The sequence below is a fragment of the Mycobacterium sp. NGS57 genome (assembly GCF_059812405.1).
Genome location: NZ_JCALCP010000007.1, coordinates 169372 through 190628, shown reverse-complemented (window position 1 = coordinate 190628; position 21257 = coordinate 169372). Strand labels below are relative to the sequence as shown.

20 protein-coding genes are annotated in these 21257 nt (G+C 69.5%); 10 read left to right on the top strand and 10 right to left on the bottom strand.

What is annotated here, in order from left to right; genetic code table 11:
* Positions 1–22: 22 nt before the first annotated feature.
* The 3 genes from AC5Y43_RS15265 to AC5Y43_RS15255 are packed head-to-tail and all read left to right on the top strand — an operon-like array spanning position 23 to position 2929.
* On the top strand, positions 23–556 hold the full coding sequence (locus AC5Y43_RS15265; protein ID WP_499973767.1) for a carboxymuconolactone decarboxylase family protein: 534 nt from the start codon (positions 23–25) through the stop codon (positions 554–556).
* Positions 549–1697 carry an acyl-CoA dehydrogenase family protein gene (locus AC5Y43_RS15260; RefSeq protein ID WP_499973766.1) on the top strand — a complete coding sequence of 383 codons (1149 nt, stop codon included), beginning with the start codon at positions 549–551 and terminating at the stop codon, positions 1695–1697. The genes AC5Y43_RS15265 and AC5Y43_RS15260 overlap by 8 nt, the downstream gene beginning before the upstream one ends.
* Positions 1694–2929, top strand: coding sequence for an acyl-CoA dehydrogenase family protein (locus AC5Y43_RS15255; RefSeq protein WP_499973764.1), 1236 nt, complete (start codon positions 1694–1696; stop codon positions 2927–2929). Before AC5Y43_RS15260 ends, AC5Y43_RS15255 begins: the two co-directional genes overlap by 4 nt.
* On the opposite strand, the gene AC5Y43_RS15250 is transcribed toward AC5Y43_RS15255, so the two are convergent.
* From AC5Y43_RS15250 to AC5Y43_RS15230, 5 genes are all read right to left on the bottom strand, one after another.
* Positions 2930–3310, bottom strand: a complete 381-nt coding sequence (locus AC5Y43_RS15250) for a hypothetical protein (RefSeq protein WP_499973763.1) — start codon at positions 3308–3310, stop codon at positions 2930–2932.
* Between the two features lie 115 nt (positions 3311–3425).
* Positions 3426–4709, bottom strand: a complete 1284-nt coding sequence (locus AC5Y43_RS15245) for an aromatic ring-hydroxylating oxygenase subunit alpha (RefSeq protein WP_499973761.1) — start codon at positions 4707–4709, stop codon at positions 3426–3428.
* A gap of 10 nt (positions 4710–4719) precedes the next feature.
* Positions 4720–6483, bottom strand: coding sequence for an N-acyl-D-amino-acid deacylase family protein (locus tag AC5Y43_RS15240; protein ID WP_499973760.1), 1764 nt, complete (start codon positions 6481–6483; stop codon positions 4720–4722).
* 125 nt (positions 6484–6608) lie between these two features.
* Entirely contained in the window at positions 6609–7745 is a 1137-nt protein-coding gene (locus AC5Y43_RS15235; RefSeq protein ID WP_499973758.1) for a phosphotransferase, read from the bottom strand.
* Between the two features lie 108 nt (positions 7746–7853).
* On the bottom strand, positions 7854–8474 hold the full coding sequence (locus tag AC5Y43_RS15230) for a TetR/AcrR family transcriptional regulator (protein WP_499973757.1): 621 nt from the start codon (positions 8472–8474) through the stop codon (positions 7854–7856).
* Positions 8475–8694: 220 nt separating this feature from the next.
* Here AC5Y43_RS15230 and AC5Y43_RS15225 point away from each other — a divergent pair, with 220 nt between their 5' ends.
* Positions 8695–9825, top strand: a complete 1131-nt coding sequence (locus AC5Y43_RS15225; protein ID WP_499973755.1) for an Rv3169 family protein — start codon at positions 8695–8697, stop codon at positions 9823–9825.
* Positions 9822–10916 (top strand): phosphotransferase family protein, encoded by a 1095-nt coding sequence (locus AC5Y43_RS15220; protein WP_499973752.1) that lies wholly within the window; start codon positions 9822–9824, stop codon positions 10914–10916. The genes AC5Y43_RS15225 and AC5Y43_RS15220 overlap by 4 nt, the downstream gene beginning before the upstream one ends.
* A gap of 9 nt (positions 10917–10925) precedes the next feature.
* Here AC5Y43_RS15220 and AC5Y43_RS15215 read toward each other — a convergent pair whose 3' ends face one another.
* Positions 10926–11303 carry an STAS domain-containing protein gene (locus tag AC5Y43_RS15215; protein WP_499973750.1) on the bottom strand — a complete coding sequence of 126 codons (378 nt, stop codon included), beginning with the start codon at positions 11301–11303 and terminating at the stop codon, positions 10926–10928.
* A 244-nt stretch (positions 11304–11547) separates the two neighbouring features.
* Between AC5Y43_RS15215 and AC5Y43_RS15210 the strand changes: the two genes are divergently transcribed.
* Entirely contained in the window at positions 11548–12165 is a 618-nt protein-coding gene (locus AC5Y43_RS15210; protein WP_499973748.1) for a cysteine hydrolase family protein, read from the top strand.
* 92 nt (positions 12166–12257) lie between these two features.
* Complete coding sequence (locus AC5Y43_RS15205) at positions 12258–13151, top strand: fructose bisphosphate aldolase (protein ID WP_499973746.1); 894 nt, start codon at positions 12258–12260, stop codon at positions 13149–13151.
* Positions 13152–13163: 12 nt separating this feature from the next.
* Here AC5Y43_RS15205 and AC5Y43_RS15200 read toward each other — a convergent pair whose 3' ends face one another.
* Together AC5Y43_RS15200 and AC5Y43_RS15195 are read right to left on the bottom strand one after the other, a co-directional pair.
* Positions 13164–14243, bottom strand: a complete 1080-nt coding sequence (locus tag AC5Y43_RS15200; protein ID WP_499973744.1) for a DUF190 domain-containing protein — start codon at positions 14241–14243, stop codon at positions 13164–13166.
* A 9-nt stretch (positions 14244–14252) separates the two neighbouring features.
* Positions 14253–14834: a TetR/AcrR family transcriptional regulator gene (locus tag AC5Y43_RS15195; RefSeq protein ID WP_499973742.1), complete on the bottom strand. Its 582-nt coding sequence runs from the start codon at positions 14832–14834 to the stop codon at positions 14253–14255.
* Positions 14835–14978: 144 nt separating this feature from the next.
* Here AC5Y43_RS15195 and AC5Y43_RS15190 point away from each other — a divergent pair, with 144 nt between their 5' ends.
* The 3 genes from AC5Y43_RS15190 to AC5Y43_RS15180 are packed head-to-tail and all read left to right on the top strand — an operon-like array spanning position 14979 to position 18831.
* Positions 14979–17198 (top strand): acyl-CoA dehydrogenase family protein, encoded by a 2220-nt coding sequence (locus AC5Y43_RS15190; protein WP_499973739.1) that lies wholly within the window; start codon positions 14979–14981, stop codon positions 17196–17198.
* An 8-nt stretch (positions 17199–17206) separates the two neighbouring features.
* Positions 17207–18415 carry a thiolase family protein gene (locus AC5Y43_RS15185; RefSeq protein WP_499973735.1) on the top strand — a complete coding sequence of 403 codons (1209 nt, stop codon included), beginning with the start codon at positions 17207–17209 and terminating at the stop codon, positions 18413–18415.
* A gap of 2 nt (positions 18416–18417) precedes the next feature.
* A complete protein-coding gene (locus AC5Y43_RS15180) occupies positions 18418–18831 on the top strand; it encodes a Zn-ribbon domain-containing OB-fold protein (protein ID WP_499973733.1) in 414 nt (137 codons plus the stop codon).
* A 126-nt stretch (positions 18832–18957) separates the two neighbouring features.
* Here AC5Y43_RS15180 and AC5Y43_RS15175 read toward each other — a convergent pair whose 3' ends face one another.
* Together AC5Y43_RS15175 and AC5Y43_RS15170 are read right to left on the bottom strand one after the other, a co-directional pair.
* On the bottom strand, positions 18958–20130 hold the full coding sequence (locus tag AC5Y43_RS15175) for a sulfotransferase family protein (protein WP_499973730.1): 1173 nt from the start codon (positions 20128–20130) through the stop codon (positions 18958–18960).
* On the bottom strand, positions 20127–21230 hold the full coding sequence (locus AC5Y43_RS15170) for a DUF1214 domain-containing protein (protein WP_499973729.1): 1104 nt from the start codon (positions 21228–21230) through the stop codon (positions 20127–20129). The genes AC5Y43_RS15175 and AC5Y43_RS15170 overlap by 4 nt, the downstream gene beginning before the upstream one ends.
* Positions 21231–21257 lie beyond the last annotated feature (27 nt).

The window sequence follows — 21257 nt, the reverse complement described above, 5'->3', positions numbered from 1 at the left end:
CCGCCGACGCGAGGAGCGACCTATGCGGCTGCCGCCGCTGCCCGACGAGGAATGGGATGACGACGCCCGCGCCGCGCTCAAGGCCCTACTGCCGCCCGAGCGCGCCAACGCGCGCGACGCCGGCAACGTGCTGGCGACGATGGTGCGCCACCCCGGCCTGACCCGCGCCTACCTGCGATTCAACGCCTACCTGCTGCGGGACTCGACCCTGTCGCCGCGGGTACGTGAGATTGCGCTGCTGCGCATCGTGCACCGGTGCGACTGCGACTACCTGTGGTCGCACCACGTGCCGATCGCGCAGCGCGCGGGGCTGACCGACGCGGAGATCGACGCGATTCGGGACGGCGGGCTGACTCAAGAGCCCGACCGGGCGGTGGCCCGCGCGGCCGACGAACTCGAAGAGCACAGTGCGATTTCGGATGCGACGTGGACCGAACTCGGCCGTCACCTCGACGACCGCCAGCGCATGGACCTGGTGTTCACGGTGGGGGGCTACCGCTTGCTGGCCATGGCGGTCAACACGTTCGGCATCCAGGAGGAAGACCCGCATGGGTGACACGGGCGGGGTCAGCCCGGAAACCGAGTTGTTCGTCTCCACCGCCCGGGCGTTCCTGGACAAGCACGCATCGCTCGGCCACGTCCGAGCCTTGCACGCCGACGGCCTCTCGTTCGATCCCGTGTGGTGGGCACGGGCGGCCGAGCTGGGTTGGGCCAGCCTGCTGGTGCCCGAGGAGTTCGGCGGTGGCAGCGTCTCCGGCGACGGTCTGGGCGACCTGGCACTGATCGCCGAAAGCCTTGGCCGCACCGTGGCACCCGGTCCACTGCATCCGGTCAGCGTCGTGCTGGCCGGCCTGGTCGACGCCGACAACCGCGACCGGCACACCGGGGCGATCGAGTCGCTGATGTCGGGTGCGGCGGTGGGCGCGTGGGCGGTCGACGAGCCCGGCCGCCCATTTTCGCCGCAGCAACCGACCGTCACGGCCACGCCCACGGCCGGCGGGCACCGCCTCGACGGCGTGAAGGACCGGGTGGAGGCGGGGGCGGAGTCCGCGCTGTTGCTGGTGGTGGCGCGCGGTCCCGACGGCCCGCGCCAGTTCCTGGTGCCCACGGACGCGCGCGGCGTGACCGTGGCAACGCAGCGCTCCCTAGATCTCGTGAAGCGTTACGCGCGAGTGCATTTCGACGGCGTGGACATCGACGAGTCGGCGGCGGTCGGCTCGGCGGCACAGGCGCCGGCCCTGATCGAGCGTCAGGCGCAGATCGCCGTGGTGCTGCAGTGCGCCGAACTGGTCGGCATCCTGGACACCGTCTTGGGCATGACCATTCGATGGGCGCTGGACCGGCACAGCTTCGGGCGGCCGCTGGCGTCCTATCAGGCCCTCAAACACCGGCTCGCGGACATGATGATGTGGCTCGAGGCGTGCCGCGGAATCACCTACGGCGCGGTGGCCGACGTCGCCGCGCGCAGGCCGGATGCGCAGCTGACCGTGAGCGCCGCCAAGTCCTACCTCGGCGAGCACGCCGCTCCGCTCGCCCACGAGTGCGTGCAACTCCACGGCGGCATCGGCGTCACCTGGGAGCACGACCTGCACCTGTTCCTGCGCCGAATCACGCTGTACCGCTCGATGTTCGGCACGCCCGCCGAACACCATCGCGCCATCTACGCGCGCCTGCGCGGCGAACGGTCGGTGGCATGAGCGAGTCGGTCGAGGCCTTCGCGGCGCGAGCGCGCGCGTGGCTTGCCGAGAACATGCCGCGCGTCGACCCCGCGCGGCCACTCCTGGGCGACCGCGGCGACGACGCGGCCTGGCAGCGCGCCCGCGAACTGCAAACGCGCCTCCACGCCGGCGGTTTCGCCGGGATCTGCTTTCCCCGCGAGTACGGCGGGCTCGGCCTGGACTCCGCCTACCAGAAGGCCTTCGACGACGAGACCGCAGGCTACGAGATGCCGCTGATCCTCAACGTCCCCACCTTCACCATCTGCTGCGCGGCCCTGCTCGACAGCGGCACGGAAGCCCAGAAACGGCAGCACATCTCGGCGGCACTGCGCGGCGACGAGGTCCTGGTCCAGCTGCTGTCGGAGCCCAGCGGCGGTTCCGACCTGGCCGGGTTGATCACCCGCGCCGACCACGACGGCGACGCGTGGATCATCAACGGCGCCAAGACCTGGAGCACCAGTGCCTTCGCCGCCGACTACGGCCTGCTGCTGGCGCGCACGGACTGGACGGTGCCCAAGCACGAGGGGCTAACGATGTTCCTGGCCCCGATCGACGCCCCGGGGGTGACCCTGCGCCGCATCCGCCAGGTCGACGGGTCGACGGAGTTCTGCGAGGAATTCTTCGACGGGCTGCTGCTGGGCGACGAGGCCGTCGTCGGGGAGGTCAACAAGGGCTGGGAGGTGGCGTCGCGGCTGCTGCATCACGAGCGGCGCGCGGTGGGGCACGGGTCGGAATACGCCAGCGGCCGGGGCCGCGAACGCTCCGAGGACGCGCTGATCGACTTCTTCGCCCTCGCCGAGTGCGCCGGCCGGGCCGACGACCCGGCCACGCAGGACCGGGTGGGCCGGGTCTTCGCGCGCCGGATGGTCCGTGACCGGCTGGTCGACCACGTCTCGACCGCGATGCGCAGCGGCGCACTGCCGCCGGCGGCGGCCTCGATCATCCGGCTGTTCCACTCGGATGTCACCTGCCTGGAAGTGGACACGGCGATGGAGATCACCGGCGGCAGCGCCGTGGTGGACGACGACCACCACCTGCTCAAGGTGGGGGAGCGCTACCTGTCCCGCCAGACCGTCGCGCTGGGCGGCGGCAGCAACGAGATGGCGCGCAACGTGATCGGCGAACGGGTCCTGGGCTTCCCGCGCGAATACGCCGCGGACCGCGGCGTTCCGTTCAACCAGGTCCGGCACAACGAGCGCGCCGGGGACTGACTACAGAGGTGTCGCCTGCTGGGCCAGGTTCAGCAAGACGTAGGCGAGGCAGAACAGGAAGTTGAGCACGACCAGGATCAGTCCCACGAACATCAACGAGCGGGTGCCGCGCCGCTTCAGGCGCTTGAGCCTCGCGCCGCGCGCCTCCCGGTTCAGCTGCATCGCGATCAGCGCGAAGTTCACATCGGTGACTTCGTCGCGTGCGACCGGGACGCCCGCCAACATCGCCCGCAGCCGCTCGGGCGCGGTGTAGACCCCGACACGCGCGAAACGGTGACACAGCCGCCGCGCCCTCCGGCGGCCGAGTGCCTGATAGCGCATCTGGATTTGATGCAGGAGATGACCACGTTCGTCGCCCCAGGCGTTCGACCGGGTGGTCACAAGCCCGGAGTCTAAACCGATTCGGCGTGATTTCGGGAGGTCTGCGCGAATTAATGGAAGTTGATTCTGCGGCCATGGCGACAAAGTCCGAGAAGACTCCGCCATCAACGCAGAATCAACGCGCCATCCGCTCCGCCTCGGGCAGATCCAGGTAGCGCTCGAGGTTGCGGTGCGTGTTGATCACGCGCCGCTCCTCGCCGGACAGCGCCAGGTGGGTGAAGCCGGGCTGGTGCAGGCCGCGCTGCAGGCCGGCCAGCAGCTGGATGTCCTGGGTGAGCACGATGCCGGGCTCGGCTTCCGCGGCCGTCGTGCGCATCGCCGCCGGCTTGTTGCGCGGCGCGCCCGGGGGCATCCGCGTCATCAGGAACATGACCAGCTCGCCGTGATCCGGATCGGGACCGGGGCGCGAGCACATGATGGTCAGGTGGTCGGCGTTGGCCAGAAACGTCATGTTCGGAAACACGTTGTACTGGTGCAGCCGGGTGATCCGGTCGGTGTCGGCCCAGCCGAGGTCCACGCCGCGACTGGCCGCAAACGCCCGGGTGCGTTCGGCGATCAGGTCGGCGACCGTCTGCCCCGGACGGCGGTCGGGGAAGGGCGTGCCCTCGGCCGCACCCATCAGCGCACCCTGCGTGAAGACGTAGGCGTCCCAGACCTCTTCGTCGCTCAGCGCGCCGTCGAAGCGTGGGCTTTGCACCCCGTAGGGCTGGTCCGACTTGCCGGTGTGGCCCCAGATCTGTTGCGGCGCATGGATGTCGTCGACGCAGCGCAGCAGCTCGGGGTGCAGGGTCTGGATGTGGTAGGTCTCGCTGTAGCCGTCGGCGATCGTCTTCCAATTGGCCTCGACGTCGACGGTGAGCGTGGCGTAGCAGCGGAAGTCGCCCAGGCGGCACCAGGCGATGTCGTCGGGCACCGCCTCCAGGTACTCCAGCAACGGCATCGCGCCGGCGTCGAGGTTGACGAAGACCATCCCCTCCCACGCGTCGACCCGGACCGGGATCAGGGGGAAGTCCGACATCTTCAGCGAGCCGAAGCCCTTGCGGTTGGGGACCCGCTTGAGCGTGCCGGCCAGGTCCCACGTCCAGCCGTGGTAGCCGCACTTGAGCTCGCGCAGACCCGAACCCGAGCCCACGCACACCGAGTTGCCGCGGTGGCGGCACGCATTCTGGAACGCGCGCAGCAGGCCGTCGTCCCCGCGCACGATCAGCACCCCGTACGGGCCGCAGCGGTACTCGAAGTAGTCGCCCGGTTCGGCGACGTGGTCGACCATGCAGGCGATCTGCCACACTTTCGGCCACATCCGCTCGACCTCGAGCGCGGCGAACGCCGGGGAGTAGTAGCGCTCGGCCGGCACCAGGGCAGGGCGCTCGGGCGGGGTGCCGATCGCGTCCACGTCCATTGAGGGACCCCTAGCGCGCTCCGCGCACCAGCCGTCCGGGCCGGGCCCCGGTGTCGACGTCCTTGCGGCGTGTCACCGTTCCGCTGACGATCGTGGCCGCGTAGCCGCTGGCGCCCTGCAGGATCCGGTTTCCGCCGGCCGGCAGGTCGAAGGCCATCGCGGCGGGATGCAGCGTCAGCGCGTTCATGTCGATCACGTTGATGTCGGCCTTCTTGCCCGCCTCGATGGTGCCGCGGTCGGTGAGCCCGAAGAGGTGGGCGGTGTCGCGGGATTGCTTGCGGATCACATATTCCAGCGACAGCTTCTCGCCGCGGTGCCGGTCCCTCGCCCAGTGCGTGAGCAGGAACGTCGGGTAGGAGGCGTCGCAGATCATCCCGCAGTGGGCGCCGCCGTCGGAAAGCCCGAGAACGCCGGCCGGGTGCAGCATCATCTCGCGGATCGCCTCGTGGTTGCCGTCGGCGTAGTTGAACAGCGGCAGCATCAGCATGTTGGTCGCGTTCGACTCGAGCATGAGGTCGTAGAGCGTCGCCAGCGGGTCCTCGCCGCGGGCCTCGGCGATCGCCGCGACGGTGCGGTCGGGGGTGGGCTCGTAGTCCGGCGGATTGCCCAGCGCGTAGAGCCGATGCAAGGAGTGCTGGACCAGGGCGAACATGCCGTCGAAGAGCAGCGTCGGGTCGGGCGGCAGGTCGTCCTCGGCGAGGATCGCGGCCTTGACCGCGGGGTCGGCCAGCCGCGCGGTGAGCTCCTCGCGGCTGAGCTCGGCCTTCAGCCGGCGGTAGGTGGGCCGGTGGCTGAACCCGTGATGCCCCTGGAACCCGATCATCATCCCGAACGGGCGCGCCGCGATCTGCGGGTACAGCCGGCTGCCCGCCGCGTGCGCGGCCGCGGAGAGGTCCAGCTGCTCGCGCCACAGGTTCGGGTCGGCGTCCACCTGGATCATCGCGAACGACACCGGCCGGTCGATCTCACCGCTCAGCCGCCGCATCCAGTCCAGTTCCCTCTTCGGGCCGATGATGTCCTCGCCCGCGGCGCCCTGCGGGGCCAGCTCGAATACGGCCTGGCCGCCGGCCGCCATGGCGCGGCCCAGGCCGAACAGCTCCTCTTCGGCGGCAAACGTGCCCGGCACCGGTTCGCCGTCCATCGCGCGGTGGCCCATCGTGCGTGACGTGGAGAAGCCGAGCGCGCCGGCCTCGACGGCCTCGGTGACCAGCCGGGCCATGGCCGCGATGTCGTCGGGCGTGGCGGGCTCGTTGCGCGCGCCCCGCTCGCCCATCGCGTAGGCGCGGATCGCGCCGTGGGCGACCTGGCTGCCGACGTCGATCGCGAAGTTGTGCTTGCCGATCGCGTCGAGGTACTCGGGGTAGCTTTCCCAGCCCCAGGTGATGCCCTCGGTCAGCGCCGTGCCGGGGATATCCTCGACACCCTCCATCAGCTCGATCAGCCACTGTTCGGTGCCCGGCCGCACCGGCGCGAAGCCGACGCCGCAGTTTCCGGTGACCACCGTGGTGACGCCGTGCCCGCTGGACGGCTCCAGCAGGCCGTCCCAGCTGACCTGGCCGTCGTAGTGGGTGTGGATGTCGACGAAGCCCGGTGCCACCACATGCCCTGTCGCGTCGATGGTTTCGGCGGCCTCGGCGTGGTCCAGGCCGGCCGTCCCGGCATCACGGCGGACGACGTCGACGATCTTGCCGTCCCTGATGCCGAGGTCGGCCCGGTAGCGCTCCGCGCCGGTGCCGTCGACGACGGTGCCACCGGTGATCTTCAGATCGAACATGAGGGGTCTCCTTGTCGCCGGGGGCTCTCTCGGAGGGACTGAGCGGAAGGCGCACCGCATTTCGCTACGGTAGGTAGCGTAACTCGTGGCGCGGCGAAGGCAATAGCTTCAGCCGAATTCGCGAGCTACAGAGAACCCTTCAGCGCGGCCACGGTTTCCAGGTCCTCGAGGGCCGCGACGCCGCGCCGCAGGCCCTCCATGGCGATGCCCTCGGCCTGCATTCCGCCCATTCCCGCGGTGATCAGCGGCGCCACATATCCGTACAGCGCGCCCTGGCGGTAGCGCAGCCAGAGATCGTCGCGGTCCAGGTCGGGGCCGCCGGCCGCCGCGAGCGCGCGCCGGTAGTCGTCGAGCAGCTCGCGCTGCGTCTCCCGGCGGTCTTCGGTCGTCAGGCTGGTGATCAACGTGTAGGCCAGTTCGCGGGACGGGTGGCCGCGGCGCACTGCCTGCCAGTCCAAAAGCCCCGCCTTGCCGCCGTGGAAGTACATGTTGCCGGGGTGGGCGTCGCCGTGCATGACGGTGTGCGGGGGAGTGTCGATCAGCGCGGCGACGGCCCGGTAGTTGTCGGCGATGAAGAGCCCGGTGTCGACGGGGCAGTCGGTGCGCTCGGCGAGCCGCTTGATCGACGCGTGCATCAGCGGGCCGGTCAACAACGAGGTGACGTCACCCGACGGGGTGTAGAGCCAGCCCAGCGGGACGCGGCCGTCGCGCGGCAGGCGGTCCCAGAAGGTCGCGTGCAGGCCGGCCAGCAACTCGATGATGAGGCTGGCCTGGTCGGGGGAAAGCGGGTGCAGGGTGTCGGGAAATTCGCAGGACTCGGCCGGCAGGTCCTCGAGGACCAGCAGGTAGCGACCCGTCCAGGGGTCGAACGCGGCGCCGTAGGCCTGAGGGACGCCGTGGACCAGCGGCGCGAGTTGGCTGTAGAACCGCACCTCGGTGTCGCCGAGGCGGCCGAGTTCACCCATCAACCGGGTGGCCGCGGTCTGGGCGGCGACCTTGACGAACACCGACTCCGGCACGTCTTTCCCGGTCAGCACAAGGCGCGCCCGCGACGACGTCCCCGCGTCCCGGCCCAGGATGCGGACCGAGCGCACGGCGGTTCCCATGACTCGGGACAGGACCCGGACGTCGATGTCGTCGACCGCGTGAGGCAATCCCAGACGCGAGCCCACCAAGGCGTCGGCGGCCACCCGGCCGACGCCGCGGCCCAGGTGGGCGGCCAGGCCGGCGAAGGAGAAGGCCTGTCCCACAGCGTGTTTCATGTCCATCCGTCCTGGTTCGGGACCCTGCGCCGGCAAGGGGGGTGTCAACCGGCGCAGCGTCCCGTCAGACAAATATACCTGAACGTCTGGACATCAGACAATACCGCGTTATTGTCTGATCTGTGGCACCAGGGCCCGCACCACGAACTGCTCGACGAATTCGCGCTTGTCGGCCGTCGGGCGGTGCCGCCACGAGGGCGTCAGCAGGAACAACGTCGTGGTGTGCAGCCACTGGACGACCGAGCGGGAGTCGAGATCGCCGTGCAGGCGCCCTGCGGCCTGCCACTGGGTCAGCAGAGGTTCGTAGTGCCGCAGCAGCAGCTCCACCAACGGCTCCGAGCCCTTCTCCAGGGCCGTGGCCACCGCCGTGCTCTCGGCGGCGAACAGCGCCTCGTTCAACGGGTTGCCGTCCACCGACTCGACGCGCGCCAGCACCATCTCGGGCACCGACCGGGCGGGGTCGTCCGGCGCGGGCAACGAGCGCACCAGCTCGCCGAGCGCGTTGTCGACCCGCATCAGCAGCAGGCCCAGCAGGACGTCGTCACGGCCCGGGAAGTAGCGGTACACCGTCGACCGCGACACCCCTGCCTCGTCGGCCACTTCGCCCATCCGGAACTGAGTGTTGCCGCGGCGCACGATGCAGCGGCCCGCGGCGTCGAGGATCCGCCGGCGGGCCTCCTCGTCGTCGAGGATCGCCCGGTCGTCGCCCCACCACCGGCTCGGTTCCATGGCGCCGATGGTACGGGATACGTTGTGCTACTTCGGTATCTGATGTGCGGACCGACCGCGACGGACCTGGTTCGCGACGAAACAGGTTGTGGTGCAAACGGTTAGCGACTCATCACGGGTTCGCCGAGCGTGCGGCCACTGCGAAATTTTCGGCCTCTTCTCGCAACAGCTTCACACTCGGCGAGCGAAAGCTCGTTGATCAACCGGCCGGGCGGCGCTGATGGGGTACTCCGCGGCCGACGAGTCGTTCACCCATCAGGCACCGACGACCTTCGACCGGGTGCACGATCCCGATCCCACGTGGTCGGACCGGTGCTACTTCTTCGCCGCGTCGCCGGACGGCACGATGCTGCTGGCCAGCGGCTACGGCAACAATCCGAACACCGCCAGCGGGCTGGGCTACGTCAAGGTCAGCCTCGCCGACGGGCGGCACTGGGATCTGTTGTCGGGCCGGCCCGTGACGGGCGCCGACCGCGACGACCTGAGCGCCGGGCCGATGCGCTGGACCTGCGTGGAGCCGCTGAAGAAGTGGCGGCTCGACGTCGAACCGAACGAGTCGGGGATCGAGTGGGAGCTCTACTACGAGCCCACCGCCCCGATGTGGGAGCTGCTGCCCATGAAGGTGCGCGATCCGGACGGCCGGCTGCTGGCCGACATGTATCACATGAAAGAACCGGGGCGCTGGAGCGGCTGGGTGCGGATCGACGGGGAGCGCATCAGCGTCGACGGGTTCCACGGCGGCCGCGACCGCACGTTCGGGGTGCGCGTCGCCGACAAGATCGACTTCTGGCTATGGCTCGACGCGGGATTCGACGACCACGCCATCGAGGCCTGGATCATCGAATCCTCCGACGGCACCGTCAATTACGTCGATGGCGGGATCACGTACGCGAACGGCGGCGTGTCGAAACGATTCGTCAAGATCGAGCACGACGTCGAATTCGACGGCGACCGCAAGCGCCCGGCCCGTGCGGTACTGGTGTTCACCGACGAGGACGGGACGGCCCACCGCGTTACCGCCGACGCCGCCCATCAGGACGTCAACGCCTACTACGGGCTGCCGATGGCGCATTGCGAATACGAGGACCTGGGTGGCGGAGCCTACTTCATCCACTTCCGTTGGGACAGCAACGATCCCGGGCAACTCGCCGAGACCGAGGGCAAATCGATGGCGCTCGACCAGCTGATGCGTTTCGAGTGCGACGGCGACACCGGCTGGGGCATCTTCGAACTGCTGCTCGGCGGCCAGGGCTACCGCCGCTATCCCAACTGGACGGCGATGGACATGTCGGCCTTCACCCAGGACAAGACCCCCTCGCAGCGCCTGCCCGCGGAAGGCCGCGCTCAATGACGCTGGGAGACAACACGGAACGACGCCTGGCGGCCTGGCTGCGCACGCAGCTGCCCGATGCCGACGACGTGCGCGTCGAAGGCCTCGACCGGGTGAACTTCGGACACTCGGCCGAGATGATGATGCTGAGCATCGTCACCCGCCGCGGCGAACGCGACGAGCGCCGAGACGCGGTGTTGCGGCTGCGGCCCGCACCGCCCGCGCTGCTGGAGCCCTACGATCTGGCGCGCCAGTTCACGATCCTGCGCGCGCTGGAGGGCACGCCGGTCCGGGTTCCGCGGGCGCTGTGGCTGGAGGAAGCCGGCGACGTCCTCGGCCGGCCGTTCTTCGTGATGGAACGCGCCGGCGGGCAGGTGTACGAAATGGAGCCGCCGACGGGCGTCGCCGAGTCGACCGTGGCGCGGATGTGTCAGAGCCTGGTCGAACAACTCGCGGCGATCCACACCGTCGACCTCGCGCAGACCGGGCTCGACGCGCTCGAGCCGCTCGATAGTGGGCGCGACCATCTCGACCGCGAGCTCGAGCATTGGGCGGCCGAGATGAAACGGGTCAAGCGCGGTCCGCTGCCCGCGCTGGAACGGCTGCAGCGGTCGCTGCGGGACACCAGGCCGGAGCCCTGCCCGCGGGTCACCCTGGTGCACGGCGACGCCAAACCGGGCAACTTCGCCTTCGCCGACGGCGAGGTCAGCGCGGTGTTCGACTGGGAGATGACGACCGTCGGCGACCCGCGGACCGACATCGGCTGGCTGGAGATGCTGTGGGTGCAACCCGTCGGCATCAACAGCCATCCCGCGGCGCCCACCATCGATGCCCTGCTGACGCACTACGAGGCGGCCAGCGGAATCAAGCTCGGCAACCGCGGGTGGTACCGCGCACTGAACGCCTACAAGATGGCCGTCATCTGCCTGATCGGCGCCATGCTCGTCGAGGACGGCCACAGCGACGATCAAAAACTCGTGCTGGCCGCCTATGGCACCTCGCTGCTGACCAGGGCCGGGCTCACCGAACTGGGTGTCGACGAACCCCTCGACGACGGCCCGGTCCTGCCGCGCGACGAACGCATTCAGCAGATCCTGGCGCCGGCCACGTAGCCGTCCTGCTCAGCTCCCGGCGACGCGGTTCAGCGCGCTGTCGAGCGTGCTGAACAGCGACAAAACGCCGTCGAGCCCCGTCAGTTTGATCGGCCTGCTGGTGGCCGGCCCGTTGGCGACCACCGCGAATTGAGTGGGCGGTGCGACCTCCGCCTGGGCCGTCACCAGCACGGTCATTCCGGCCGAGGCCAGAAAATCGACCTTCGACAGGTCGACGATCAAGGCCGCGGGCCCGGCGGCCAGCGCGCTGTGGATCGCCTCGTCCAGCTGCGGCGCGCTCAGCATGTCCACCTCGCCCGCGACGCTGAGCACCACGGCCCCGTCCACCTGGCGCTTTCCTATCTCAAAGGGCGCCGCGTCGGCCGCATCGCTGGATTGTTCGGTCATGGTTCATCACTCACATTCGCCCGCGCGGAACACCAAGAATTAGATAAGCCGTCAAATACCCTTGCCAATCGGGGCTGTCGACTCAACCCGCACCACGCCATATTGGCACGAAACACTACATCGATTCTGCGCAGATAATTCGAGGCGCAGCCCGCGCGTGCTCAGTCAATCGTAGGCCATGGCGGAATCGAGGCCCGCAGCTGTCACGCCGGCCGGTGGCCGGATCCCGTGCGAGCATGGCGACGTGACGTACGACAGCGACCTCACCGGCCTGGTTGTCATCGACCCGTACAACGATTTCATCTCCGAGGGCGGCAAGGTCTGGGACCGGCTCAAGGGCGTCGCCGAGGCCAACCAGTGCGTGCCGCACATGCGCCAGGTCCTCGACGCGGCACGCGGCGCCGGCATCCGCGTTTTCTATGCGCTGCACCGCCGCTACCGGCCGGGTGACTACGAGACCTGGAAGTACCTCGCCCCGATCCAGCGGGCGGCGTGGTCGCGCAAGACGTTCGAATACGGAACCTGGGGCGGTGAGCTGCACCCCGGCTTCGCGCCGCGGCCGGGGGACGTCGTCGCCAGGGAGCACTGGTGTTCCAGCGGGTTCGCCAACACCGACCTGGACCTCCTGCTCAAGAGGCACGGCATTCAACAGCTCATCATGATGGGGCTCATCGCGCACACCTGCCTGGAGGCGACCGTCCGCTTCGGCGCCGAGCTGGGCTACGACGTCACCGTGGTCAAGGATGCGACCGCGAGCTATTCCGACCGGGAGATGCATGCCGCGCTCGAGGTCAATATCCCGAACTACGCCAGCGCGGTGCTCACCGCGGACGAGGTCGTCGACGCTTTGGCCGCCCGCTGAAGCAGGCGTTGCATCCTCGCGAATATGATCGGCACGATTTGAGCTTGACGGTGCGCCGTCACCGACAGTGCCCCGAGGGAGTGGAGAGTGTGATGTCGAATCAGCAGCAAGCCGACCGGATGACGTCGGGCAAGGGCTTCATCGCGGCGCTCGACCAGAGCGGTGGCTCGACGCCGAAGGCGCTTCGCCTGTACGGCATCGAGGAGGACGCCTACTCCTCGGAGAAGGAGATGTTCGACCTCATCCACGAGATGCGCTCACGGATCATCACCTCCCCGGTGTTCACCGGCGACCGGGTGCTGGCCGCGATCCTGTTCGAGCAGACCATGGACCGCGACATCGAGGGCCGGCCGTCACCCACCTACCTGTGGGAGAGCAAGGGCGTGGTGCCCATCCTCAAGATCGACAAGGGCCTGGCCGAGGCGTCCGACGACGTGCAGCTGATGAAGCCGATGCCGGGGCTCGACGAGCTGCTGGAGCGGGCGGTCGGTAAGGGCATATTCGGGACCAAGGAGCGCTCGGTGATCGGCGGCGCCAACGCCGACGGCATCGCCGCGGTGGTCACCCAGCAGTTCGAGGTCGGTCGTCAGGTGCTCTCGCACGGCCTGGTGCCCATCCTCGAGCCCGAGGTCACCATCTCGATCTCGGACAAGGCCCAGGCCGAGGGCATCCTGCGCGAGGAGATCACGAAACACCTCGACGCCGTGCCCGACGGGCAGCGCGTGATGCTCAAGCTGAGCCTGCCCACCGAGGCCAATTTCTACCGCCCGCTGATCGAGCACCCGAAGGTGATGCGGGTGGTGGCGCTCTCCGGCGGATACTCCCGCGAGGAGGCCAACGAGCTGTTGGCCAAGAACGCGGGGTTGATCGCCAGCTTCAGCCGCGCGCTCACCGAGGGGCTGTCGGTCGACCAGCCCGACGAGCAGTTCAACGAGACGCTGGACAAGGCGATCCAGTCGATCTACGAGGCGTCGGTCGCCGGCTGAGCCGGCGCCGCTTCAGTAGCGGTGGTTCGCCATGGGTGGCCTGCCGCGTCCGGTGTCGCCCTCGTCGGAGACCAGCGCGGGCACCATCTCGCTCGTCACCAGTCCCTCGTGCCGGGTGAGCTCGTCGACCACGTCGAAGCAATCGGCGATGTTGGCGGGCGTGTCGATGACGACGGTGACGACGGGAACGCGGCGGCCCAGGGAAAGCAGCTTGTCGCCGTGGGGTGCGTGATCGCCATGGAAGCCCCAGACGCCGCGTAGGACGGTGGCGCCATCCGGCGTTGGCCGGCGCCGCAACTGCTGGATCAACGCGCGGTGAATCGGCGAACCGCCGTGGCGCGCCGTCTCGGAGGTGTAGATCGTCAGCTTCTGCCACAGCGGCAGGCCGTCTTGATCGGCCTCCGGCAAGGCGTGCGGCCGTTCGAGCAGTTCGCCGTCGCGCTTGCACACGCGGACCCGCTCGACGGTGACCATGGGCCGGCGGAGCAGCCCGCCGAGCTCCGGCAGGACCCGGCCGATGTGCTCGCCCGAGCCCACGGCGACGATCATCATCGGAACGTCGGCATTGCGGCCGAGGACGCGCGCGCGCTGCCGCTGCCCGTGCACGGTGCCGTCGACGCCGAGGAAGACCGATGCGCCGGCCAGCCGGCGCCGGTACATCAAATCGCAGATCGCGACGTGGGCGGGCACCCCGTAGACGCGTTCCTTGCGGCCGACGTAGATGGTCAGCTTGACCGCTTCGTTCAACTCGTCGGCGAGCTGCAGCGGCCCGATATCCTCGCGCAGCAGCCGCGCGCGCTCCAGCGTGACCAGGCCGCGTTGCTTGATCGCGAGCACCGGGTCGAGCAGGGCCTCGATCGCCCCGCGGGTGTCCACGGCTACGATCGCCACCGGCGGATCCTCGGACAGCGTCAGGGACTCGTCGGTCCGCAGGTGGCGCCCCGTCCCGAAGCCGCCGATGCCGCGCAGCACGACGCTGCTGGCGATGCGATGGTCCTCGTACAGCCGCAGCAGCACGTCGGAGACGAAGCCCTCGCGGGTCCGTCGGCGCTCGGCCATATAGGTGGTGAGCTTCAGGCAATCTTCGTCCACGGCCGCTCCTCAGGCCTTGCCGGGGGCGCCCAGTGCCCCGACGATGATCCGGGTGGTGCGCTCGGCGCGGCGCCGCGAATACCGTTGCGGCTCAGAAAGAATCGGGTACACGACGCCGCCCACGATGGCGTCGGCCGCCGACTCGGCGGCCGGCCCTTCGATGCCGGCGGCGACGAGGCGCGAGCGGACGCTGTCATGCAGCGGCTCGCTGAACCCGGCGCGCAGTCTGACGGCGGAGTCCTCGTGCTCCATGCCGGCGACGGTCAGGATCCGCAGCATGGCCGAGCCGCGCGCGGTGGTCAGGCTGGCGACGAGCTTGCCCACCCACCGCACCAGGTCGGCGGCCAGGTCGTCGGTGTGGTCCACCGACGCCAGGATCTTGTCGGCGTCCTCGAGCATGACGTCGGCGACCAGGGCCGGGCGGCTGGGCCACCAGCGGTAGATGGTCTGCTTTCCCACCCCGGCCCGCGCGGCGACCGCTTCGATGGTCAGGCCGTCGAATCCGCGCTCGAGAAGCAACTCTCGGGTGGCGGTGACGATCGCGGTGCGCGATTTCTCGCTGCGGCGTCTCGGGGTGAGACCGGTTGGCATCTGGTGTCCTCGTTCGCGGCTCGGGCCCGCTTTACTTATCCGGACCCGACCCGTAGTCTGCCACAAGACGAGACGGTTCGTCTTGTAAGGGAAAGGGTAGCGGTCTTCCATGGCGTGTCGTCTCAGCCGCGCGGGGGCGCCGCTATGACGCTGGGATTGACCCCGGAGCAGCAGGAACTCGGCACGGCCGTCGCCCAGTTCGCCGATCGGCATGCCCCCATCGCCGCGACCCGCGACAGCTTCGACGCGCTGGCGGCGGGCACCCTGCCCGAGTGGTGGGAGGCGCTGGTCGCCAACGGCTTTCACGCGGTGCACCTACCCGAGCGCCTCGGCGGCCAGGGCGGACGGCCGGCCGATGCGGCATGCGTGCTGGAGGCCGCGGGCAAGGCGCTGCTGCCCGGCCCGCTGCTGCCGACGGTGACCGCGGGAGCCGTTGCGTTGCTGGCCGATCCGGCGCCGCCCGCCGAAGCGCTCATCCGTGACCTGGCCGCCGGCGCACCCGCCGCGGTCGTGCTGCCCGGCGACGGGGACTTCCGGGCCCGCCGCGACGGGCAGCGCTGGTTGCTGTCCGGCAGTTCACAGGTCACCGCGGGCGCCTGCGCGGCGCGGGTGATCCTGGTCGGGGCCCGCGCCGACGGCGGCGAGGTCATCTGGGTGCCGGTGGACACCGAACAACCCACCGCCGCAGTCGAATCCGTGCCGGGCACCGACCTGGTGGCCGACGTGGGAATCCTGCGGCTCACCGACTACGGCGCGGACGGCGGAATCACCGGAATAGACCCGGACCGCGCGGCGGCCGTCGTCGTCGGTCTGGTCGCCGCCACGACTGCCGGCATCGCGCAGTGGTGCGTCGACGCGGTCACCGCGCACCTGCGCACGCGCGAACAGTTCGGCAAGGTGATCGGGACCTTCCAAGCACTGCAGCACAGTGCGGCGATGCTCCTGGTCAACAGCGAGCTGGCCACCGCGGCCGCCTGGGATGCGGTGCGCGCGGTGGACGAACCCCTCGACCAGCACCGCCTCGCGGCGGCCGGGGCGGCGACGATCGCGATCTCGCCGATCCCGGACCTGGTCCTCGACGCCCTGACGATGCTCGGCGCCATCGGTTTCACCTGGGAGCACGACGCGCACCTGTACTGGCGGCGGGCCATCAGCCTGGCGGGTTCGATAGGCCCGGCCAATCGCTGGGCGCGCCGCCTGGGGGAGCTCGCCTGCACCCAAACCCGCGACATGTCGGTCAATCTCGGTGACGCCGAGTCGGACTTCCGGTCCTGGGTGGCCGAGACGCTGGATGCCGCGGCGCAGCTGCGGAACGACACGCCCGCGCCGCACGGCGACTACGCGGACCAGGCCTCCGGGCCGCAGCGCACGTTGATCGCCGACGCCGGGCTGATGGCCCCGCACTGGCCGGCGCCGTGGGGCGTCGGCGCGGATCCGTTGAAACAGCTCATCATCGACGAGGAGTTCGCCAAGCGACCCGCCCTGGTACGGCCGTCGCTGAACATCGCCGAGTGGATCCTGCCCTCGGTGCTGGCCGCCGCGCCAAAAGAGTTGCAGGAGCGACTGATTCCGCCGACCCAGCGTGGCGACATCCATTGGTGCCAGCTGTTCAGCGAGCCCGGCGCCGGCTCCGACCTCGCGTCGCTGGCGACCCGGGCGACCAAGGTCGACGGCGGCTGGCGGATCAACGGTCACAAGATCTGGACGTCGCTGGCGCAGTACGCCGACCTGGGCGCGCTGCTGGCGCGCACCGACCCCGAGGCCGGCAAGCACCGCGGCATCGGCTACTTCATCCTCGACATGCGATCCCCCGGCATCGAAATCCAGCCGATCAAGACGGCGACCGGCCAGGCGCATTTCAACGAAGTCTTCCTCAACGACGTCTTCGTTCCCGACGAGATGCTGCTCGGCGGACCCACCGACGGCTGGAGCCTCGCGATCGCCACGATGGCCGAAGAGCGTTCGGCCATCAGCGGATACGTCAAGTTCGACCGGGCCGTCGCGCTGCGCCGGCTCGCCGCTCAACCCGGACCCGACCGCGACGACGCCCTGCGCGCACTGGGCGAACTCGACGCGTACACCAACGCCATCAGGGCGCTCGGGGTGCGGGAAACCATCCGGCTGCTCGACGGGCAGGCGTCCGGCCCGGCGTCCAGCATCGCCAAGGTCGCGATGAACGTGCTGCTGCGGCGCACCTTCCAGGCCACGTTGCAGCTGACGGGGCAGGTCGCGATGGTCGACGACCCCGACGCCGCGGTCGTGGAACCCTACCTGCATCTCCCGGCCGAGCTGATCGGCGGGGGCACCAGGGAGATCCAGCTGAATATCATCGCGCAGATGATTCTCGGATTGCCCCGAAAGTAGGACAGCTCATGGGATTACGTGGAGAAGCCGCGATCGTCGGGTATGTCGAGCTGCCGCCCGAACGCATGACGAAGGCGTCCCCCGCGCCGTTCGCCATCGAACAATGGGCGGAACTCGGCGCCGCCGCGCTCGCCGACGCGGGACTGCCCTTCGAGGTGGTTGACGGCATCGTGGCGTCCCACCTGGCCGAGTCGGAGATCTTCGTCCCCTCCACCATCGCCGAATACCTCGGCGTGGGTGCGCGATTCGCCGAACACGTGGACCTGGGCGGGGCCAGCGCCGCGGCGATGGTGTGGCGGGCCGCCGCCGCCGTCGAACTCGGCATCTGCGAGGCGGTACTGTGCGCGCTACCCGCCCGGTACATCACCCCGATGTCGCCGAAGAAGCCCAGATCACTGGGCGACGCCTTGTATTTCGGGTCCTCGAGCAACCAATACGGCTCTCCGCAGGCCGAATTCGAGATCCCCTACGGCAACCTCGGTCAGAACGGCCCCTACGGCCAGGTGGCCCAGCGCTACGCGGCGATCCACGGCTACGACGAACGGGCGATGGCCAAGATCGTGGTCGACACCCGCGTCAACGCCAACCACACCGACGGCGCGATCTGGAAGGACAAGCCGCTCACCGTCGACGACGTCCTGGCCAGCCCCGTGATCGCCGACCCACTGCACATGCTGGAGATCGTGATGCCGTGCGTGGGCGGCGCCGCCGTGGTCGTCGCCAGCGCCGACCTGGCGCGGCGGTCGCGCAACCGGCCCGTGTGGGTCAAGGGATTCGGCGAGCACGTACCGTTCAAGACGCCGACGTACGCCGAGGACCTGCTGCACACCCCGATCGCCGCGGCCGCCGACACCGCCTTCGCCATGGCCGACCTGACCCGCGCCGACATGGACATGGTCTCGATCTACGACTGCTACACCATCACCGTGCTGCTGTCGCTCGAGGACGCCGGCTTCTGCGAAAAGGGCAAGGGCATGGAGTTCGTCGGCAACCACGACCTGACGTTCCGCGGCGACTTCCCGCTCAACACCGCCGGCGGCCAATTGGGTTTCGGCCAGGCCGGATTGGCGGGCGGCATGCACCACGTGTGCGACGCCACCCGCCAGATCATGGGCCGCGCGGGCGCCGCCCAGGTCGCCGACTGCAACCGCGCGTTCGTGTCCGGCAACGGCGGCATCCTGTCCGAGCAGACGACGCTCATCCTGCAGGGAGACTGACCATGACGACGTTCGAACGCCCGATGCCGGTCAAAACGCCGACCAGCGCGCCGTTTTGGGACGCGTTGGCGCAGCACCGCATCGTCATCCAGTACTCGCCGTCCACCCAGAACTACGTGTTCTATCCGCGGGTGCGCGCCCCGCGCACCCTTGCCGACGACCTGGAATGGCGCGAGATATCCGGCATGGGAACGCTGTACTCGTTCACCGTGGCGCACCGGCCGGTCAGCCCGCACTTCGCCGACGCGGTTCCGCAGCTGCTGGCCATCGTCGAATGGGACGAGGGGCCAAGGTTTTCCACCGAGATGGTCAACGTCGATCCCGGCCTGCTGCGGGTCGGGATGCGCGTGCGCCCGGTGTTCTGCGATTATCCCGAGCACGACGTCACCCTGCTGCGCTACGAGCCCGCCGACTAGTCGGTCCACGCTGTGGGCCGAGGCAGTTCCGCGTGAATCCTGGGCGGTGTCGCAAGCGTGCACTTCCGCTGAGACTGAAGCCACGCACACGCGACACGCCCAGCTTTCGCGGGGGTCTCCCCGGCACTAGCGCAGCTGTTCGGTGGGGACCCCGTAGCGATCCTGATACGCGCCCACCCGTTCGCGGACCTCGGCGGCGTCCAGGCCGGTGTCCGACCAGGTGTAGCGGGTGCCCCCGCCATCGCCGGGGTGCGCGGTCAGAAAGTCGCGCATCTGCTGCGCGGTCCCGGGTTTGAGCTCGCGGCCCAGCTTTCGATAGATGTCGTCGATCGTGGTCCACGGGTCGTTCATGAAATCGGTGAACAGCACGTCGATCACGCGGTCGGCGGGGATCGCGCCGGATGCGCGCAGCGCCATCTCGCGGTCGAGGCCGACCACGATCTCTTCATACGACTGGGCGGCGCACTCGGCGACGTTGGATTCGTCGCTGCCCATCCGCCGCAGGTGATGCGTCAGCGCGGCGATCGACGAGATGACGTTGAGCGGGTCGCGGTGCGTCTGCACGATCAGCGCGTCGGGATATTCGGCCAGCAGGTCGTCGAGGTGCCACAGGTGCGCCGGCGACTTCAGCAGCCACTGTCCCGGTACGCCGGACTGCAGGTGCTGTAGGAAGATTCGATGGAAACGGTAGGCGCCGGCGTGGTCCGCCTCGTACAGCAACCAGCGGTAATAGCTGGGCAGGCGGTACTGCACCGAAAAGATCATGCTGGTGAACTCGCTGGCCGTGATGCGGACGCACTCCTGGCCGACCAGGGCGCCCATCGGGTGGAAAGCCAGGAACCCGGGGATGATCTGCTCGGAGAGTTCGATGCTGGCCTGCGTCTGCGCGATGCGCGGGTCGCTGTGGTAGGTGTCCGGCTGCGGGACCGGGCAGGGCGCATCGACCTCCCAGGTGAGCGGGGCGCGCAGGCCGGGGTCCTGGGCGAGCAGGTCGTAGAGGATCGTGGTGCCGGTGCGGGGCTGCCCGACGATGACGATCGGCGCGGCGACGGGTTCCCCGGCGATCTCGGGATGCCGCTTGCGCCAGGCGATCACGTCGAGCCGGTTCTTCAGGGCGCGCATGATATCGAGGTGGGCGATCTCGACACCGATGGCCGACAGCCGCGCCTCGCTGACCAGCCCGTCGGTCAGGCACTGCAGGCCGGGCTGCCAGCCGTCCGCGCCGAAGTCGTCGGTTCCCGCCTCCTCGCAGGCGGCGGCGACGAGCCGCTCCGGCGCGAACCGCTCCCGCAGCGTCATCCGCGGTCCCCGCGCTCGCGGACCGACACCGAGACGTCGGGCGGGTTGGGGTTGTCCAGCCAGCGCACCACCACGAACCCGCGATGCCGGCCGCCGGTGTCGAGCCAATGGCCAAACCCGAAGTCCTCTGCGGAGATTGCGATCCGCACCCGCCCGTCGGCGTCGGGGCGCACCCCGCGGTTGGTCACCGAGCTGTGCCGCACGCGCGGCTCGAGGCACTCGTGCCAGACGCTTTCCAGGGTCACGTTCCAGTAGCGGGTGTCGGGCGGCGCGATATCGAGCACCAGCGCCTGGTCGGGGTCGAGCCGGAAGGTGCCCATCATGTACAGGTTGTCGGGGGTGGTGTCGGCGGCGCCCAGCTCGGCGGCCTCGGCGGTCAGCAGCGTGTTGGGGGTGTTCAGTAGTTCGGGCTTGATGGTGCGGTGCAGCGTAACGAGTTTCATCAGCGTCCACGCCATCGCGGTGAACTGCTCGGCGAGCTCGTCGTCGGTCAGCGGCGCCACCGGGTCGGGATCGAGGGCCTCGATGCGCATGGTCGCCAGCTTCTCGGCGGCGGGATCGCCGATGTACTCGCGGACCACTACCGACGACGCGTCGCCGGGGATCGGCACCCACTGGGCACCGCCGAGGTCGGCGGGCTGCTCGGCCGAGAGCACCAGGGCGAATTCCCCGCCGCTCAGGGCTAGGTCGGCGTCGCCGACGTAGTTGGCCATCCGGCGCGGCGTCAGGCCGGTGCCGGCGAGGATCTGAAACCCGAGATAGGCGCTGGTGCCCCGGGTCCCGGTGATCCGGTAGGTCCGGTCGCCGCGGATCATCGCCAGGTAGTAGGCGCCGTCGGGGTTGGGCCCGCCGATCATCCTTGTCGGGGAACACATGTCGAAGAACGCGGGCCGGTCCGGGTCGGCCTCGACGGACAGCTGCGAGCACAACGAGGAGACGCGGGCGATGACGCGCAGACCCTCGAGCAGTTCGCGTTCGGTTTCGGCGTCCTCGGTCACGATCTTGGTGACGTCGGCCAGCATCTGCTGGAAGAACTGCCACGCGGGGCGCGCCTTCGGGCCGTGCTGCCCGGACGATTCCGGCGCCTGGGGTTCAGCCATAGTCACATGCATAGACGATGCGCCGGC

Excerpts from the sequence above, each read along its gene's own strand:
- AC5Y43_RS15265 (WP_499973767.1), top strand. The coding sequence starts at position 23 with ATGCGGCTGCCGCCGCTGCCCGACGAGGAATGGGATGACGACGCCCGC.
- AC5Y43_RS15260 (WP_499973766.1), top strand. The coding sequence starts at position 549 with ATGGGTGACACGGGCGGGGTCAGCCCGGAAACCGAGTTGTTCGTCTCC.
- AC5Y43_RS15255 (WP_499973764.1), top strand. The coding sequence starts at position 1,694 with ATGAGCGAGTCGGTCGAGGCCTTCGCGGCGCGAGCGCGCGCGTGGCTT.
- AC5Y43_RS15245 (WP_499973761.1), bottom strand. The coding sequence starts at position 4,709 with ATGGACGTGGACGCGATCGGCACCCCGCCCGAGCGCCCTGCCCTGGTG.
- AC5Y43_RS15240 (WP_499973760.1), bottom strand. The coding sequence starts at position 6,483 with ATGTTCGATCTGAAGATCACCGGTGGCACCGTCGTCGACGGCACCGGC.
- AC5Y43_RS15235 (WP_499973758.1), bottom strand. The coding sequence starts at position 7,745 with ATGAAACACGCTGTGGGACAGGCCTTCTCCTTCGCCGGCCTGGCCGCC.
- AC5Y43_RS15230 (WP_499973757.1), bottom strand. The coding sequence starts at position 8,474 with ATGGAACCGAGCCGGTGGTGGGGCGACGACCGGGCGATCCTCGACGAC.
- AC5Y43_RS15225 (WP_499973755.1), top strand. The coding sequence starts at position 8,695 with ATGGGGTACTCCGCGGCCGACGAGTCGTTCACCCATCAGGCACCGACG.
- AC5Y43_RS15220 (WP_499973752.1), top strand. The coding sequence starts at position 9,822 with ATGACGCTGGGAGACAACACGGAACGACGCCTGGCGGCCTGGCTGCGC.
- AC5Y43_RS15215 (WP_499973750.1), bottom strand. The coding sequence starts at position 11,303 with ATGACCGAACAATCCAGCGATGCGGCCGACGCGGCGCCCTTTGAGATA.
- AC5Y43_RS15205 (WP_499973746.1), top strand. The coding sequence starts at position 12,258 with ATGTCGAATCAGCAGCAAGCCGACCGGATGACGTCGGGCAAGGGCTTC.
- AC5Y43_RS15195 (WP_499973742.1), bottom strand. The coding sequence starts at position 14,834 with ATGCCAACCGGTCTCACCCCGAGACGCCGCAGCGAGAAATCGCGCACC.
- AC5Y43_RS15190 (WP_499973739.1), top strand. The coding sequence starts at position 14,979 with ATGACGCTGGGATTGACCCCGGAGCAGCAGGAACTCGGCACGGCCGTC.
- AC5Y43_RS15185 (WP_499973735.1), top strand. The coding sequence starts at position 17,207 with ATGGGATTACGTGGAGAAGCCGCGATCGTCGGGTATGTCGAGCTGCCG.
- AC5Y43_RS15180 (WP_499973733.1), top strand. The coding sequence starts at position 18,418 with ATGACGACGTTCGAACGCCCGATGCCGGTCAAAACGCCGACCAGCGCG.
- AC5Y43_RS15175 (WP_499973730.1), bottom strand. The coding sequence starts at position 20,130 with ATGACGCTGCGGGAGCGGTTCGCGCCGGAGCGGCTCGTCGCCGCCGCC.
- AC5Y43_RS15170 (WP_499973729.1), bottom strand. The coding sequence starts at position 21,230 with ATGGCTGAACCCCAGGCGCCGGAATCGTCCGGGCAGCACGGCCCGAAG.